Raw genomic sequence first — 14,283 nt, 5'->3', positions numbered from 1 at the left:
TGATACGGTGGTCGGCGTGAGAATCGCGACCTGGAATGTGAATTCAATGCGGGCCCGGGCCGACCGGGTGGAGGAGTTTCTGGAGCGCCAGGACATTGATGTCCTGACCATTCAGGAGACCAAATGCAAGGATGAGAACTTCCCCTGGGAGGTTTTCGAGAACAACGGATACGACGTCGCCCACTTCGGCTTCAACCAGTGGAATGGAGTGGCGATTGCCTCCCGGGTTGGGATGAAGGATGTGGAACGCACATTCCCCAACCAGCCTCCCTTCGGCAAGGGCGGCAAGAACCCGGTCCAGGAAGCACGCGCTATTGGTGCCACCTGTGACGGGGTCCGCATCTGGAGCCTCTACGTGCCTAACGGCCGTACCCGCGAGGATGAGCACATGGTCTATAAGCTCGCGTGGCTGCGTCAGCTGCGCGAGCACGCTTCAGCCTGGCTGCAGGAGAATCCGCAGGCGCAGATCGCTTTGACCGGGGACTGGAACATCGCCCCGAAGGATGATGATGTCTGGGACATCGACTTCTTCGAGCGCCATCAGATGACCCACGTGACCGAGCCTGAGCGAGCAGCTTTCCAGGAGTTCCTCGACGCCGGCTACGCAGATGTGGTGCGCCCGCACGCCCCAGGGCCCGGTGTCTACACCTACTGGGACTACACGCAGCTTCGTTTTCCGAAGAAAGAGGGCATGCGCATTGATTTTGTGCTGGCTTCTCCGAAGCTGGCCGAGCGGGTGGAACACGCCTTCATCGACCGCGAAGAGCGCAAGGGCAAGGGAGCCTCTGACCACGCCCCGGTCATCGTCGACCTTTCCTGACGTTCCGACAGAACCGTTCCGGCAGTACCGTTCCGGGCCATAGCACACCTGTACTGTTGGAGCATGATCCGTAACCTGCACGAGCGCGAGATAGTTGCGCCCGTGCGTGAGGTGGGGCTGCTCATCGATTCGCTTGCGAGCACCGATGACCGACTCTGGCCACGCGACAAGTGGCCGGCTATGCGCCTCAACGGACCCCTCGGCGTGGGCGTAGCAGGAGGACACGGGCCCGTTCGCTACTTCGTATCCGAGTACGTTCCAGGACGCTACATAGAATTCGAATTCACGCGTCCGGAAGGCTTCAACGGACGGCATAGCTTCACCGCAATCCCACATGAAGCAGACACGACCCTGCTTCGGCACGAGATTCTGATGTCTACTCACGGAACTGCACGATTCACATGGCCACTTTTCTACCGGCCCCTGCACAACGCACTCATCGAGGACTGCCTGGATCTCGCAGAGCGGGACTGCGGCAGCGCCGAGGGAAGCCCAACTTCTCGATCCCTGTGGACTAGGCTGCTCCGCGCTCCTATCTCAGCACAGCTAGCCAAGCGGCGAGCACGTTCGGTGGGCCGACCCACTGAGCACTGAGAGACATGGTCACTGGCGATGACACATAGGACCTGATCGAGGGCATCGACTTTCAAAGCCGCAAGATACACAACACTCCAGAAACACGAAAACCCCCGAATTTCTTCGGGGGCTTTCGTTCTGACACCGGTTTCGTGGCTCCGACCGGCGTCGATCCGGTGACCTTTCGATTTTCAGTCGAACGCTCTACCAACTGAGCTACAGAGCCTGGACTAAAAACCGGCGTCTTGCGACCCTGACGGGACTTGAACCCGCGACCTCCGCCGTGACAGGGCGGCGCGCTAACCAACTGCGCTACAGGGCCTTATTTGGCTTTGTGCCTCATCAGCACGAGGAGAAACTCTATCAGACTTTCTTCCCCTTGGTCCAATCAGCTCCTGCCAATCTGACCAAGTACCCCCAACGGGATTCGAACCCGTGCCGCCGCCGTGAAAGGGCGGTGTCCTAGGCCGCTAGACGATGGGGGCCCGAACCCTTGGAACATCGCTGCTCCGAGGGGAACCTGTAAGAGTTTAGGGCCAGAGACGCTGTCGCGGCAAATCGAGAGGTTCGCCCGTAGTATTTGTCCCCATGGCCTACATGATGAGCGATGAGGAGTTCGACGCCGCCGCGGCCGTTGCCCTTGAACTCATTCCACCTCGTCTAGCCGCCAGGATCGAAAATGTGGCCGTCTTCGTGGAGGATCATTACCAGCCCCAGGCCTGGGAAGACCCCGAGACCACGCTGCTTGGCCTTTACGAGGGCATCCCGCTGACCGAACGCGGCGGTGAACCCTGGGCCATGCCGGATCGCATCACTCTATATAAGGACGCAATCCTAGAGATCTGCGCGACTCGCGAAGAGGTCATCGACCAGATCGCCATTACCGTGGTCCACGAAGTAGCGCACTTCTTCGGCATCGACGATGCCACGCTTCACCGTCTCGGCTGGGGCTGACTCGCAACTATGAGGCGTCATTAGCACAGCCCCAGAAGGAAGTCACGGAACCTCAACCTTCAAGTAGCTTGAAGGTTCCGCTATACCATTTTGTAACCCTGGATGCCCGGAAACTCGCGGTTTTTCGCCTCACAGGTTCATCACAGAAACGACACGGCCTATTGCCAGCGTGACCTTTTCGCAATTATCGTGAGCCACGTAGCACCGCGAAGGATCACTCGGATCAGCGTTTCACATCTTCGTCGATTTGCGCAGGCCAGGCTTCCCATCGCTTATGGCCCGCCCAGATCGTCCGCTGACCGGGTGAACCCAGGAGCTCCTTAGTGCCGATGAGGAGTTCCTCGCAGTGCCGCACCAGTGAGGAAAAGTGAGGAACTACCGTGAAATACCGCCGCAATCTCGCGGTGGCGGCCATTACGGCCGCCGTCGTGACTACAGCGCTTGTCGGGACCACTCTGCCCGACCTGGTCGCTGATCGCGCCACCGAAGCCGTAGAGCACCGCGACACTGACCAGAACCTCTCCGACTCTGTTGTGATCACTGAGCTGCCCGAGACTCCTTCCGCGCAGGAGATCTCCGCGGCCAAGGAGTCCCAGCAGGCCCGCGAGCAGATGATCGTTGACATCGCAGGCCGCATTGACCAGGCCAGCCAGCGGGCCAATGAGCTCGAAGCCGACCTTCAGCGCCAGCAGGCGCAGGCGGTTGCCCGCTTACAGGAGGCCGAGGAAGCTGCTGCTGCCGCCGAGGAAGCCCGCAGCATCCAGGCTGCCGCAGCTTCGGAGGACTATCAGCAGCAGGACACCTCGGCTGCCGATGTACTGCTCTCCGACGGTGATGTGCTGGCCGAGGACGCCACTGATCAGCAGCTGCAGGAGCAGGCTGAGCAGGACGCTGTTGCTGCCGAGCAGGCTGAGCGCGAAGCAGAAGAGCTCGCCGCACAGGCCCAGCGCGAGGCCGAATCTGCGCAGCAGGCCGTAGCCTCCGTAGAGCAGAGCACCGACCAGACCATCGAGAACGTTGAAGAGCTCGGCCAGAACATCTACGAGCAGCTTGCTGCCTTGAAGGAACTCGAAGGCTTTGACGGAAGCCTCCAGGAGTTCTTCGAGATGATGCTGGGCGAGGCTCGAAGCGGTTCCAGCGCTTACTTCACTGAAGACGGCGACGTCGACTACCAGCAGCTGGTCTACCGAGTCCAGCAGCTGCGCGCCGAAGCCGAGCAGGCTGCTGTGGCCGAGGAGGACGCTGAGCAGTCCCCGGCCGAGGCAGAACCCGAGACTGCCGAAAGCTCCTCGGAGGGTGCGGAAGGGGAAGCCGCACCGTCCGAGGAGCCGGAGGCACCGGAGCCCACTGCCTCAGCTGAACCTACGCCTTCAGCGACCCCCACCCCCAGTGCTACGCCTACCCCCACACCCACTCCCTCCGCAACCGTTGCCAGCTTCGATTCGCTGAGCAGCGAGCGGCAGCAGTTGCTGTCCAAGGGAGCGGAGCTGGAGTCCGGCTTCAGCGGCGGCGCCCGGGACTATTACGCACTAGTGCTGACCAACTCAGCGCTGACCACCTCTGGCGGTGGAGCAGACTGGGATGCCGTCAGTGCCCATGTGCGGTACCTGGAAGCCGAGTCCACCCCTGCCCCTTCGGCGACCCCTACCCCTTCGGCCACGCCGACACCGAGCCCATCGGCGACTGCAGCACCTTCGCCTTCGGCCTCGGCAACTCCAACACCTACCCGCACGGCAACACCGACGCCGAGCCCCACCCGGACTCAGGCACCGGCGCCCACACCGTCGATCCCGGGCTACGATGCTCTGTCAAGCTCGCTGAAGGATCTGCTGCGCAAGGGCGCTGAACTGGAGCCCGGCTTCAGCGGCGGCGCCCAGGACTACTACCGTGCGGTTCTGAACAACCCGGCGCTGCGTAACGGTGACGGGACTGCCTCCCTGCAGAAGCTGACCTGGCATGTGAACTACCTGGAGCAGCAGCATCAGCCAGCTCCGGCACCGACTCGCACCCAGTCGCAGGCCCCGGCGGCACCGGCACCCACCCGGACTCAAGCTCCGGCCCCGACAGCCACTCAGTCTCAGGCACCTGCTGCAGTGCCAGCCGGTAATACCGGTTCTGCGCAGATGGCCATCAACTGGGCGATGAACGTTGCCGGCCGCTCCGGGACCTACTACCAGCTGGGCGGTAATGGGCCTGACGGCTGGGACTGCTCCAGCTTTGTGCAGGCGGCCTTCGCCACTGCAGGTATCAACCTGCCACGCACCACCTATGGGCAGATCAATGCCGGCCGGGCCGTTCCATACAGCCAGAAGCAGCCAGGTGACCTGATCTTCTGGGGTGACTACCATGTGGCGATCTACCTGGGCAATGGACGGATCGTCGACGCCGGCTCCCCCAGCAGCGGGATCAGCGTCCGCTCGATCTTCGGCAGCCCCAATGCCACCGTCCGCCGGGTCTTCTAAACCCAGGTCCAACACAGACGGCCACGGCATATAGGTGATGCCCCGCAGCAACTGCTGCGGGGCATCACCTATATGCGCACGGTTGACCCTAGAAGATCAGCAAGAAGTCAGGCCTGGCCTAGAGCACGGGTCCAAATTCGGGCCGATTCTCAATACGCTCGTCCTCGTTCTCCGGCACCACCATCAAAGGACCTTCAGCGTGCTGGAGGACGCCCTGAGAGGTGGAGCCCAGCAACATTCCGGCGAAGCCCCCACGCCCGCGGGTTCCCAGCACCGTCAGTTGCGCATGTCGGGTTTCTTCCACCAGGACATCGACAGCAGCACCGTCGATGACCTCGGCTTCAATGGGCAGCTGTGGGTAGTGGCTGTTCAGCCACCGCTTACCGGCTTCAAGCTTCTCCTGCAGATCCTGCAGTGCCTCGGAGTCGTCAATATGGGTGGGGATCCACACCAGCGTGGCACCAAGAGGCGGCAGCGCGCATACCAGGCGCAGAGTGGTCTGCCGCTCGGCGGCCTGCTGTGCGGCCATCAAGGCAGCCACGCGGCCATAGTCGGATCCGTCCACACCGGCTGCCACCGGACGCTTGTCCTTGGGGCTGATCGGATGGGCCCCCTCTTGCAGCAACGATTCCGGCGCTCCTGCTCCAGGCTGCTCAGCAGTTGCCACGATCGGGATGGCCCCGGTCGCGGTCGTGAGCGCGTTCTCTTGCTTGGAAGAGAATTTTAGGGGAACCAGCACAGTGGGGCATTTGGCATGTGCTGGCAGGGCCGATGACACTGACCCCAGCAATCGTCCCAAGAAGCCTCCCCGGCCACGGGTGCCCACCACAAGGACCTCTGCATGCCGCGAATGCTCCAGCAGCACGGAGGCGGGATCCCCTGACTCAGTCAGGTAGTTCACCTCTCCGGGATAGTCACGCAAGAACTGTCTGGCTTCATCCAGCACCTTCTCGGCTCCGGCACGCAGACTGGAGTCATCCATCATGGCGTAGCCGCCGTCCATAGATGAGGCCGCGAAAGCAGGAATGGAATAGGCAGTGACCACTGTCAGGGGGAGGCTTCGCCGGTGGGCTTCTGCGGCGGCCCAATGTGCAGCGCGCAGTGACTGCTCGGAGCCGTCGACGCCGACCACCACCCCTCGCGTGGAGTTCTGCTGGGCGGCTGCCTGCTCCGATTCTGTCTGCTGTTGGCGGTATGCATCCGTCATTGTGGACCTCCCGTAGGTAGTGTGCCCACATGGTACCGAGCAATACCCGCTGGAGCGAGAGTCTTCACCAAACCGTTGCGGAGTGCCCCTTCGGCTGTTTAGCTGACGTGCTGAAGTATGCGCGCCGGGTAGTTGGTGGTGATCTCTTGGACACCGAGTTCGAGGAGCAGCTCGGCGTCAGCGACGCGGTCTACGGTCCACACTCGCATAGTGGTTCCACGCGCGATCCAGGCCTTGACCTCTGCTTTATGATCTCGCACGTAATCTATGCCAGGTCCGGCCATCCCCACACGCTGGTTCCATACCAGTGCTTCAGAGTCCCTGACGGTACCGCGCATCACAGCGGCCACCACCGGCCTCAGCGCCGCGGAGAAACGCACATGGGCCAGCTGAACGTCCACGTCTTCCTCGGTGATGTCCGTGAAGAGCGCGCACAGTTTCTCCGCAGGAGCCATATCGGCCAGATGCAGCAGCGAGCCGGGGGCAAAGCTCATGAACGTGATCTCCACGCTGTGCTCACCGCAGGCGATACGCGAAGTTTCCGGATCCCAACCGTAGGTCAGTAGAACCTTCAGCACACGGTCTTCCAGCGCATGACCAAACGGCGAAGGGTGCTTAAGCTCCACTGCTAGGGCAATGTCCCGACCGGCGCTGATCAGCAGCTCCAGCACATCCTGCAGAGTCATCAGCTGCTGCTCGCGTGTGCCGTAGCGCGAGGGCAGCACCGGGGTCTTCCAGCTGGAGACATCGAGCTGGCGCATCTGTTCCAGAGTCGTCTCTGCCACCGCGCCAGAACCATTGCTGGTGCGGTCCAGAGTCGGGTCGTGGAAACACACCACCTCGCCATCGCGGGTGAGGTGCACGTCGATCTCCAGCCCGTCGGCGCCTTCCTCAATTGCGCGCATATAGGCGGCGCGGGTGTGTTCGGGGAAGAGGCCTGAGGCACCGCGGTGGGCGAAGATACGGGCGCGGCGGGCCGGTGCCGCTGACGCCGAATCCGCGGAGAGTTCCAGGTCCTCGGGGATGGTGTGCAGCGCTGCAGCCGGGACCCGGCTGAGCGGGCGGGCGGGAGCCATATCTGCCGCGTGGACGGGCGAGGTGATCGTCACGCCCTCAGGCTACGAGCGAGAAGTCAACGACAGGCAAAGAGCAGGCAAAATGAGGGCAGAACATCGGGTGAATTCCTGGTGAACGCCCGGCAGTCTCGGCTGGTTAGTTCTCTTCTGCGAGTTCGCCGACAATAGGCTGGTCAGTTCGCACGCTCGAGCTGGACTGCTCCGGGCGCTCTGCTGCCGGTAGTTCAGGCTGAGAATCTGCACTCTTCCCGCTTTTCAGTGCCTTTTTCTCCTTGCGCTGAGCCTTGACTGAGGTCTTGATCTGCTTCTTCTTCGCTCGGCGCTCCTTGCGGTCTGCACGCAGCTGCTCGCGCTCGAGCCCGCGCTTGAAGTCTTCCACCAGAGCTGCAGGAGTCTGCTCCGGCAGCTCGCCGAAGGTCTTATGTGCGGTGCGGATGATCTGGCCGGCTAGGGCACGGTTTCCGACGCCGCCCACCACTGCACCGATGCCGAAGGGGATGGCCCGGCCAAGCATGGTGGTGCCCTGACGAACGAAGAACCTGCGCAGAAACTGCTTCTTGATCTGATTGGCCACGAGTCCGGCCATAGTCGAGGATCCAGCACTTCCGCTGGCGAGGCTGGAGAGCGGGACAATGCTGCCAATGGGCCCGGAACCGCGACCACCTGCTTGGTCAGAGAGTTCACCAAGCAATCGCCGCCCCTCCTCCCCCAGCATGATGCCCATCACCAGGAGTTTGGCTTTCTGTGGGTCCTCGGTGGTAATACCGGAGAGTTCAGCCATCGATTGGGCGTAGAGGGCGCACATTTCCAGGAAACCGCCAGTGGAGACAGCTGAGAGGCTCAGTGAAGCCACCGTGCCGACTGCTGGCACGGCTGCGGTGGCGCCGATGAGCGCACCACCGCCAGTCATGGAACGCTTGAACTCCTTATCGAGCTCAGCAGCCAGCTGCCGGTTGGTCAGTGTCGGGTGCGCTTTGCGCAGTCGGCGCAGATTCGCCAGCACCAAGGGGCGCTGCACGGTCACCGCACGAGTCAGCCAAGTTTCAGCTCCGGGAGTCAACGAGCCGTCGTCGTTGAACGCCTGCTTTGCCACAAGGTTCATGGAGCGGCTGGCCACATACCCGGTGGCAGCAGTGCGGACAAGGGACTTCTTCCGCGGCTTACGCGTAGCGCGCGCAGAAGACTTCGATGTGCGACTGGCATCATCATTCCGGCCAGCGGAGAAGGGCACCACGTGCTGAGAAGCCATGACAGAGAGTCTAGGCGTTATCCCTGGTGCTCGTCAGCCCAGATCCTGCAGATCGACCCAGACCAGTCGATTCTGCAGACCGAAGCGGGACTGCGGGTCCACCACTTCGTAGCCGTACTCACCCTCGGCCGGCCAGAAAACGCCGGACTGGCTGACTCCTAAAGCTGCAGAAGGCAGGACGTATGAGGCCCGTACATCTCGTTCGCCGGGAACGGCGCGAGTTGCAGTGTGGTCTGTGTGCCAGGGGGTTCCTGAGCGCCCGGTCAGCGGCTGTTCGGTCACTGCGCGTGGACGGGGATCCTGCAGAGCAGCATTCTCCAGCAGGATGTCCAAGTCTTCGCTCTCAGCGGCCAGTGGCTGCGGAGCAGAATGCTGGCCGGCCACCACAAAAGGATGACCAGCAGGCAGGCCGCCGTGCGCGCCGTCGTCGTCGGTGAGGTACCAGGCGTTTCCGGCCGCATACTCGGCAAGGACCCGACGCTGGTCATCGGCACGGACAAGATCAATACCGGTGGGATCCTCCGGCAGTGGAATAGCGCTGCCGATGATGTGAACCGGTGCGCGATCTTCATCGACCTGAACCGGGATGTCCCAGAGGCTGCTCTGATAGAGCCGGATAATGGACTGCTCCAGGTCCGAGAACCGTGACTCCGGAAGCGAGTTCTCAGGAAGGTCGCGCCAGAGGAAGTTCTGGAACGTGCGTACCTGATCGGTGAGGATCGGGTGCTTGGAGAACACTACTGTGCTGTGCTGGCCGGCGAACTCTCCATAGCCGATAGCGTCCCCGGCTCCGCCGATTGTGCCATCGCCGTCGAGATCCGCACCGGATTCCAACCCAGAGTTCGTGGGGGCGGCATAAACATAGGGATAGTCGATGGCGCTTTCGCCGCGCTGACCGCTGGCCAGATATTGGGTGCGCAGCAGTTCGGGAATCTGGCCGTCGTCGTCGTAGGTGACACCGGTGAGAACCAGGACATCAGGGTCGTTGATCTGCGCAGTCTGGGCAATAGCGCGAGCTTGCGCGTGCTGACCACCGCTCAAGGAGGCGATGAGTTGCTGGATGGGACGTTCGCTGCTGCCATCGCCAGTGAGTTCGGCATGCAGGGTGGCCACGCGCAAGTCGCCTTCGGCCTTCGTCAGCGTGGAAGTGGAAGGATCTGCCGGCGAGCTGAGCTGGAACGGCTGTCCGGGCGCGGGGTAATAGCGCTGGGATCCTGCAATTGGGGTCACCGCCGATGAGTTCGCAGAAGCTGCGATCTCATCATCTGGCTGGGACGACTGCGCCCCGGCTGCTGTGGTCACCATCAGACCCAGGGCAAGAAGTACGGCACTGCCGCCCCTCATCGTTCCCCTCAACCGGCGCGCAGGCTCATTCGGGCCTGCTGGCATGACCACTACGGTAGCGGCCACTCCGGCTCACGCCAAGCCCTAGTACACATTTCCAGCAAACTTTACGAAGGTGTAATCAACCTTCAGTCCCTAGCCCCCGTACTGTGACCTGACAGTGACATCAGTCTCCGCATCCGTGCTTTCTTGGACCTTTCACATTTACCTGGGTATATGGTGAATGTCGGATACCGAGAATTCCGCGCGGGATTCTCCGACTCAGCTTGCATGACGAGAGTCGACGCAGAACTGACGAACTAACTACGTAACAGAGTGACTACAGGAGGACTTCGTGGCGTCTCAGCCAGAAGCAGAATTGAAAGATTGGTCCTTGTCAGATGCCTGGCGCGGGCTGCAGCTGTGGGTTTTTATCCCCGCAGTGATCATTATTGTCAGCGCCCTCTTTTTCGCGGCCTGGTGGGGAAATACCCGCGGCGCCCAGGCGTTCGAGGATCTCAACTCCGCCATCGTGAATAGCGTGGGCTGGTGGTACATCCTTCTGTGCACCGGCTTCGTCATCTTCGCGCTCTGGGCAGGGCTGTCCAAGGCCGGCAACATTCGGCTTGGTCGCGACGATGAGAAGCCGGAGTTCTCCTTAGGCTCGTGGTTCTGCATGCTTTTCGCCGCCGGCATGGGCATCGGGCTGGTCTTCTGGGGAGTCGCAGAGCCGCTATGGCACATGATCGCCCCTCCGGAGATCACCGGAGAGGCCGGCGTGGACGCGAACGGCAACATCATCGCAGCCACTGAGTCATCTGCAGCCGGTACCGCTATGGGTCAGGCGCTTTTCCACTGGGGTCTGCACGCCTGGGCGATCTATGTAGTGATCGGGCTCGGGCTGGCCTACATGACCTTCCGTCGTGGTCGCCCGCTGGCCATCCGTTGGCTGCTGGAGCCGATCTTCGGCCGCAAGCTCATTGAATCCTGGGTCGGACACATCATTGACGTCGTCGCCATTGTCGGCACTGTCTTCGGTGTCGTGACCTCCTTGGGCATCGGCGCCCAGCAGATCGCAGCGGGTATGGGCTTCATGGGCTGGGTAGAAGATCCCACCTCACAGCCGTTGCTCACGGGCTTGGTGGCCGTGATCATGATTGTCGCAACGCTTTCGGTGATCAGTGGTGTGCATAAGGGCCTGAAGTGGCTGTCCAACATCAATCTTCTCGCTGCGGCCGCGCTCGCTCTGTTCGTGCTCTTCGCCGGGCCGACGATGTTCCTGCTGCAGTCGATCGTTTCCAATATCGGCGAGTACGCACTGGCCTTCCCGAACTTGATGTTTGAAACCAATGCGGAATACGCCGCCGGTGCCGGTAATGAACAAGGCGGCCTGCTGGGCAATGGCTGGTCAGCCGACTGGACAATCTATTACTGGGGCTGGTGGATGAGCTGGGCCCCCTTCGTGGGCATGTTCATCGCCCGCATCTCGCGCGGCCGCACCATTCGCGAGTTCGTCCTGGGCGTGCTGCTGGCACCAACCGCAGTGGGCATTCTTTGGTTCTCCATCTTCGGCTCCTCTGGCATTTACTACCAGCTGACCGAAGGAACCATGCTCATCGATGACGGCGAAGGCGGCCAGACGGTGGGCACGGAGGCTTCGTTCTTCCAGCTGCTGGATCACCTGCCGCTGGCCTCGATCACCGCAGTGCTTGCGATCCTTGTGATCACCATCTTCTTCATCACTTCTGGCGATTCAGGTTCCCTGGTCACCGATGTGCTCGCCTATGGCGGGCGCACCACCACCCCCAAGCTGACTCGTGTGTTCTGGACTGCCCTGATCGCCGTGTCCGCCATCGTGCTGCTGGCAGCCGGTGATGATCCGAGTTCCTCACTGCGCGTGCTGCAGGTAGCGGCAATCGCTTCAGCGGCGCCGTTCTCGATTGTGATGGCACTGGCTGTCATCGCCCAGGTGCGGGTATTCATTTATGAGGGACGCACTATGAACCGCTATGTCCGCGTGCGTCGTCACGCCACCAAGGCTGCCCTGGTGGAGACCGCGCGCGAGGAAGTCGGCAAGGACGCGGGCCCAGCGGTGCAGAAGAAGGTCCTGGAGCTGCTGAACCGCCAGACCCGCTCCCTGCGGGCCATGTTCGGCGGCACCTCCGCTACTCTGTCTGGCCTACCGGCAAGCAGCGAGGCGCGCAAACTCGCCGAAGGCAAGGCCAGCGATGATCTGGTCATAGCCATCGAGGATGTGCCCGCCCACGCCACCACTGTGGATCCGCAGACAGGCGTGCTGGGCTGGGATCGCTCCAAGGGATACAGCGACCCGATCACCGATGAGGTCTTTGAGACCCCCGAGTATTCGGAGTCATATGTTGGTTGGGAACACTCCTCGGAAGAGTTCTTCGACGAGACCCTGGCCACCGGAACCATCCCCGTGGTGGCACCGGAGCTGAAGGACGACGACGCCTGATCGGCTAAAGTCACCTCGCTAAAGTGCCCCCGGTGCCAGATCCACGTGGTCTGCGCACCGGGGGCACTTTTATCCGCCAAACGCATGCCCTGGTCACGTCCAGTGGACGATTTGCTGGGCTACCGGCGCCGAAACAGCAGCAAATCGTCCACTCCAGCAGGGCAAAGGGAGTTTCCCCGGGCTCACCCGAGGGGCCAGGAAACAGAGACAGGGCCCGGCCACCAGTTCCTGGTGATCGGGCCCTGTGTCATCAGTACCAGGCATCAGCCTGGAGCAGCATCAGCCGGCGGGGAAGAACTCCGCGGGATGCTTGCCGAGGCGACCATCGCGTTCCAGCCCGTCGATGGCAGCAAGTTCCTCATCGGTGAGTTCAAAGCCGAAGACATCGAAGTTGGAGGCAATCCGCTCAGGAGTCACTGACTTCGGGAAGAGGATGCGACCCTGCTGCAGGTGCCAGCGGATGACCACCTGGGCGGGGCTCACCCCGTGCGCCTCAGCGGCAGCCTTCACCGGCTCCTCGTCGAAGACCTGGCCCTGAGCCAGCGGACTCCAGGCCTGGGTGGCGATGCCGTACTTCTCATTGGCGGCCTGAATATCGCGCTGCTGCAGAGCGGGGTGGATTTCCACCTGGTTGACCGCAGGGGTCACCGATCCGATCTCGGCCACCTTGTCCAGGTGCTCGGGCAGGAAGTTGGAGACGCCGATACTGCGGGTCAGACCCTCAGACTGCAGCTCCTCCAGGGCCTTCCACGCCTCAAGGTACTTCTCATCATTCGGGGAGGGCCAGTGGATCAGGTACAGGTCCACGTACTCCAGGCCGAGCTTCTGCAAGGAGGTCCGCAGCGCCTGCTTGGTATTACCGTCTTTGAAGTCCCCCACCCACAGCTTGGTGGTGACGAAAAGCTCCTCGCGCGGGATCCCGGACTTGGCAATTGCCGCTCCGACGCCTTCTTCGTTGCCGTAGACAGCAGCGGTGTCGATATGCCGGTATCCGACCTCGAGGGCCTTCGACACAACCTCCTCGGCGATATCGGCAGGAACCTGCCACACGCCGAAGCCGAACTGCGGGATCTCATAGCCGTCGTTGAGCTTAATAGTGGGTACTGCAGTCATGGTGACCTTTCACTGAAGTTCTGACTGATGGGCGGCCCGAAACGGACCGTCCCACTGACACGAACCTCCGCGCTCACCAGGTCATTCCCACCTGATCAGCCTAAGTTCTGACACCTTGGTTATACGCCCAACCTCTTGCGCAGTTCGCGAGCATGCCGGCGCGAGACTTCCACCCGGGAACGCTGGCGGTCATTCATCACCAGGACCAGGGTTCCGCGGAAGTCAGGTACCAGCTCACGCACATAGCGCAGGTTGACCAGGTAGGAACGGTGAACACGGAAGAAATACCCCTGAAGTCGGCGCTCCAGCTCGTTCAGGGAGAAAGACACCAGCAGCTTGTCATCTGCCAGCTTCAGTGAGGAATACCCGCGTGCGGCAGCTGCGTAGACGATCGCCTCGCCGTCCACCAGGACCGTACGGCCATCCTTCTGCACCGGAATGCGCACCAGCGGATCAAGAACAGCCGACGACGACGGCCCCTGAGCTCCATGCCCATGTGCCTGTCCCTTGCCGGTCCCGTTGGCAGCAGCTGAACTGTGAATGTCCTGTCCCTGCGGGGCAGCTGCGCCAGTTGCGCCACCCTCGGTGACCGGCTGCGCCGCGCCGTCGTCCCTGGCCCCTGGCTCCTTGCCGAGGTTCAGGGCCCGCTCCACCGCACGCCTGAGCCGCTCGGCATCAAAAGGCTTGACCAGGTAATCCGCAGCCGAGAGGTCAAACGCCTCCACTGCGTGATCCGGGTAGGCGGTGGTGAAGATGACCCGCGGTCCGCGCGGGTTCTCCCGCAGGCGCTGTGCGACCTCAAGACCGGTCAGACCCGGCATCCTAATGTCCAGGAAGACCAAGTCGTAGTTCAGCGAGTTCAGCAGCAGAAGGGCTTCTTCGCCGTTAGTGGCCTCCCCCACCACCTGGACTCGTCCGGCACCTGAGGCTTCTGTGCCGGCGGCCTCCTCCAGCAGATAGCGCAGCTCCTCCCTGGCGGGGGCTTCGTCATCGACGATCAGGGCGCGCGGCTGCATGCCGCAAGTAT

Annotated in this window: 10 protein-coding genes and 3 tRNA genes; 4 read left to right on the top strand and 9 right to left on the bottom strand. The window is 62.2% G+C overall.

What is annotated here, in order from left to right; genetic code table 11:
• Positions 1–16 precede the first annotated feature (16 nt).
• Positions 17–820 carry an exodeoxyribonuclease III gene (locus tag ABEA23_RS07300; protein ID WP_345477404.1) on the top strand — a complete coding sequence of 268 codons (804 nt, stop codon included), beginning with the start codon at positions 17–19 and terminating at the stop codon, positions 818–820.
• Positions 821–1,549: 729 nt separating this feature from the next.
• On the opposite strand, the gene ABEA23_RS07295 is transcribed toward ABEA23_RS07300, so the two are convergent.
• The 3 genes from ABEA23_RS07295 to ABEA23_RS07285 all read right to left on the bottom strand — a co-directional run bounded on the left by ABEA23_RS07295 (position 1,550) and on the right by ABEA23_RS07285 (position 1,881).
• Positions 1,550–1,622 (bottom strand) — tRNA-Phe (locus tag ABEA23_RS07295).
• Between the two features lie 22 nt (positions 1,623–1,644).
• Positions 1,645–1,718, bottom strand: a tRNA-Asp gene (locus tag ABEA23_RS07290).
• A gap of 90 nt (positions 1,719–1,808) precedes the next feature.
• A tRNA-Glu gene (locus tag ABEA23_RS07285) sits at positions 1,809–1,881 on the bottom strand.
• 103 nt (positions 1,882–1,984) lie between these two features.
• On the opposite strand from ABEA23_RS07285, the gene ABEA23_RS07280 reads away from it, so the two are divergent.
• Positions 1,985–2,350 carry a metallopeptidase family protein gene (locus tag ABEA23_RS07280; protein WP_345477403.1) on the top strand — a complete coding sequence of 122 codons (366 nt, stop codon included), beginning with the start codon at positions 1,985–1,987 and terminating at the stop codon, positions 2,348–2,350.
• A 380-nt stretch (positions 2,351–2,730) separates the two neighbouring features.
• Entirely contained in the window at positions 2,731–4,812 is a 2,082-nt protein-coding gene (locus ABEA23_RS07275; protein WP_345477402.1) for a C40 family peptidase, read from the top strand.
• Positions 4,813–4,930: 118 nt separating this feature from the next.
• Here the strand turns inward: ABEA23_RS07275 and ABEA23_RS07270 are convergent, their stop codons facing one another.
• The 4 genes from ABEA23_RS07270 to ABEA23_RS07255 form a co-directional block, all read right to left on the bottom strand.
• Positions 4,931–6,019, bottom strand: coding sequence for a universal stress protein (locus tag ABEA23_RS07270; RefSeq protein WP_345477401.1), 1,089 nt, complete (start codon positions 6,017–6,019; stop codon positions 4,931–4,933).
• 98 nt (positions 6,020–6,117) lie between these two features.
• Positions 6,118–7,128: a glycerophosphodiester phosphodiesterase gene (locus ABEA23_RS07265; RefSeq protein WP_345477400.1), complete on the bottom strand. Its 1,011-nt coding sequence runs from the start codon at positions 7,126–7,128 to the stop codon at positions 6,118–6,120.
• Between the two features lie 103 nt (positions 7,129–7,231).
• Complete coding sequence (locus ABEA23_RS07260; protein ID WP_345477399.1) at positions 7,232–8,344, bottom strand: hypothetical protein; 1,113 nt, start codon at positions 8,342–8,344, stop codon at positions 7,232–7,234.
• Between the two features lie 33 nt (positions 8,345–8,377).
• Positions 8,378–9,688, bottom strand: coding sequence for an endonuclease/exonuclease/phosphatase family protein (locus ABEA23_RS07255; RefSeq protein WP_345477398.1), 1,311 nt, complete (start codon positions 9,686–9,688; stop codon positions 8,378–8,380).
• 373 nt (positions 9,689–10,061) lie between these two features.
• On the opposite strand from ABEA23_RS07255, the gene ABEA23_RS07250 reads away from it, so the two are divergent.
• Entirely contained in the window at positions 10,062–12,143 is a 2,082-nt protein-coding gene (locus ABEA23_RS07250) for a BCCT family transporter (protein ID WP_345477396.1), read from the top strand.
• A gap of 279 nt (positions 12,144–12,422) precedes the next feature.
• Here ABEA23_RS07250 and ABEA23_RS07245 read toward each other — a convergent pair whose 3' ends face one another.
• Both ABEA23_RS07245 and ABEA23_RS07240 read right to left on the bottom strand, forming a co-directional pair.
• A complete protein-coding gene (locus ABEA23_RS07245) occupies positions 12,423–13,256 on the bottom strand; it encodes an aldo/keto reductase (protein WP_345477395.1) in 834 nt (277 codons plus the stop codon).
• 119 nt (positions 13,257–13,375) lie between these two features.
• Positions 13,376–14,272 (bottom strand): LytR/AlgR family response regulator transcription factor, encoded by an 897-nt coding sequence (locus tag ABEA23_RS07240; protein ID WP_345477394.1) that lies wholly within the window; start codon positions 14,270–14,272, stop codon positions 13,376–13,378.
• Between the last annotated feature and the right edge of the window lie 11 nt (positions 14,273–14,283).

Origin of the sequence: Nesterenkonia rhizosphaerae (genome assembly GCF_039544555.1) — a bacterium.
GTDB classification, from domain to species: domain Bacteria; phylum Actinomycetota; class Actinomycetes; order Actinomycetales; family Micrococcaceae; genus Nesterenkonia; species Nesterenkonia rhizosphaerae.
The sequence above is the reverse complement of the archived record's forward strand: the minus strand, read 5'-3'. Positions and strand labels throughout refer to the sequence as shown.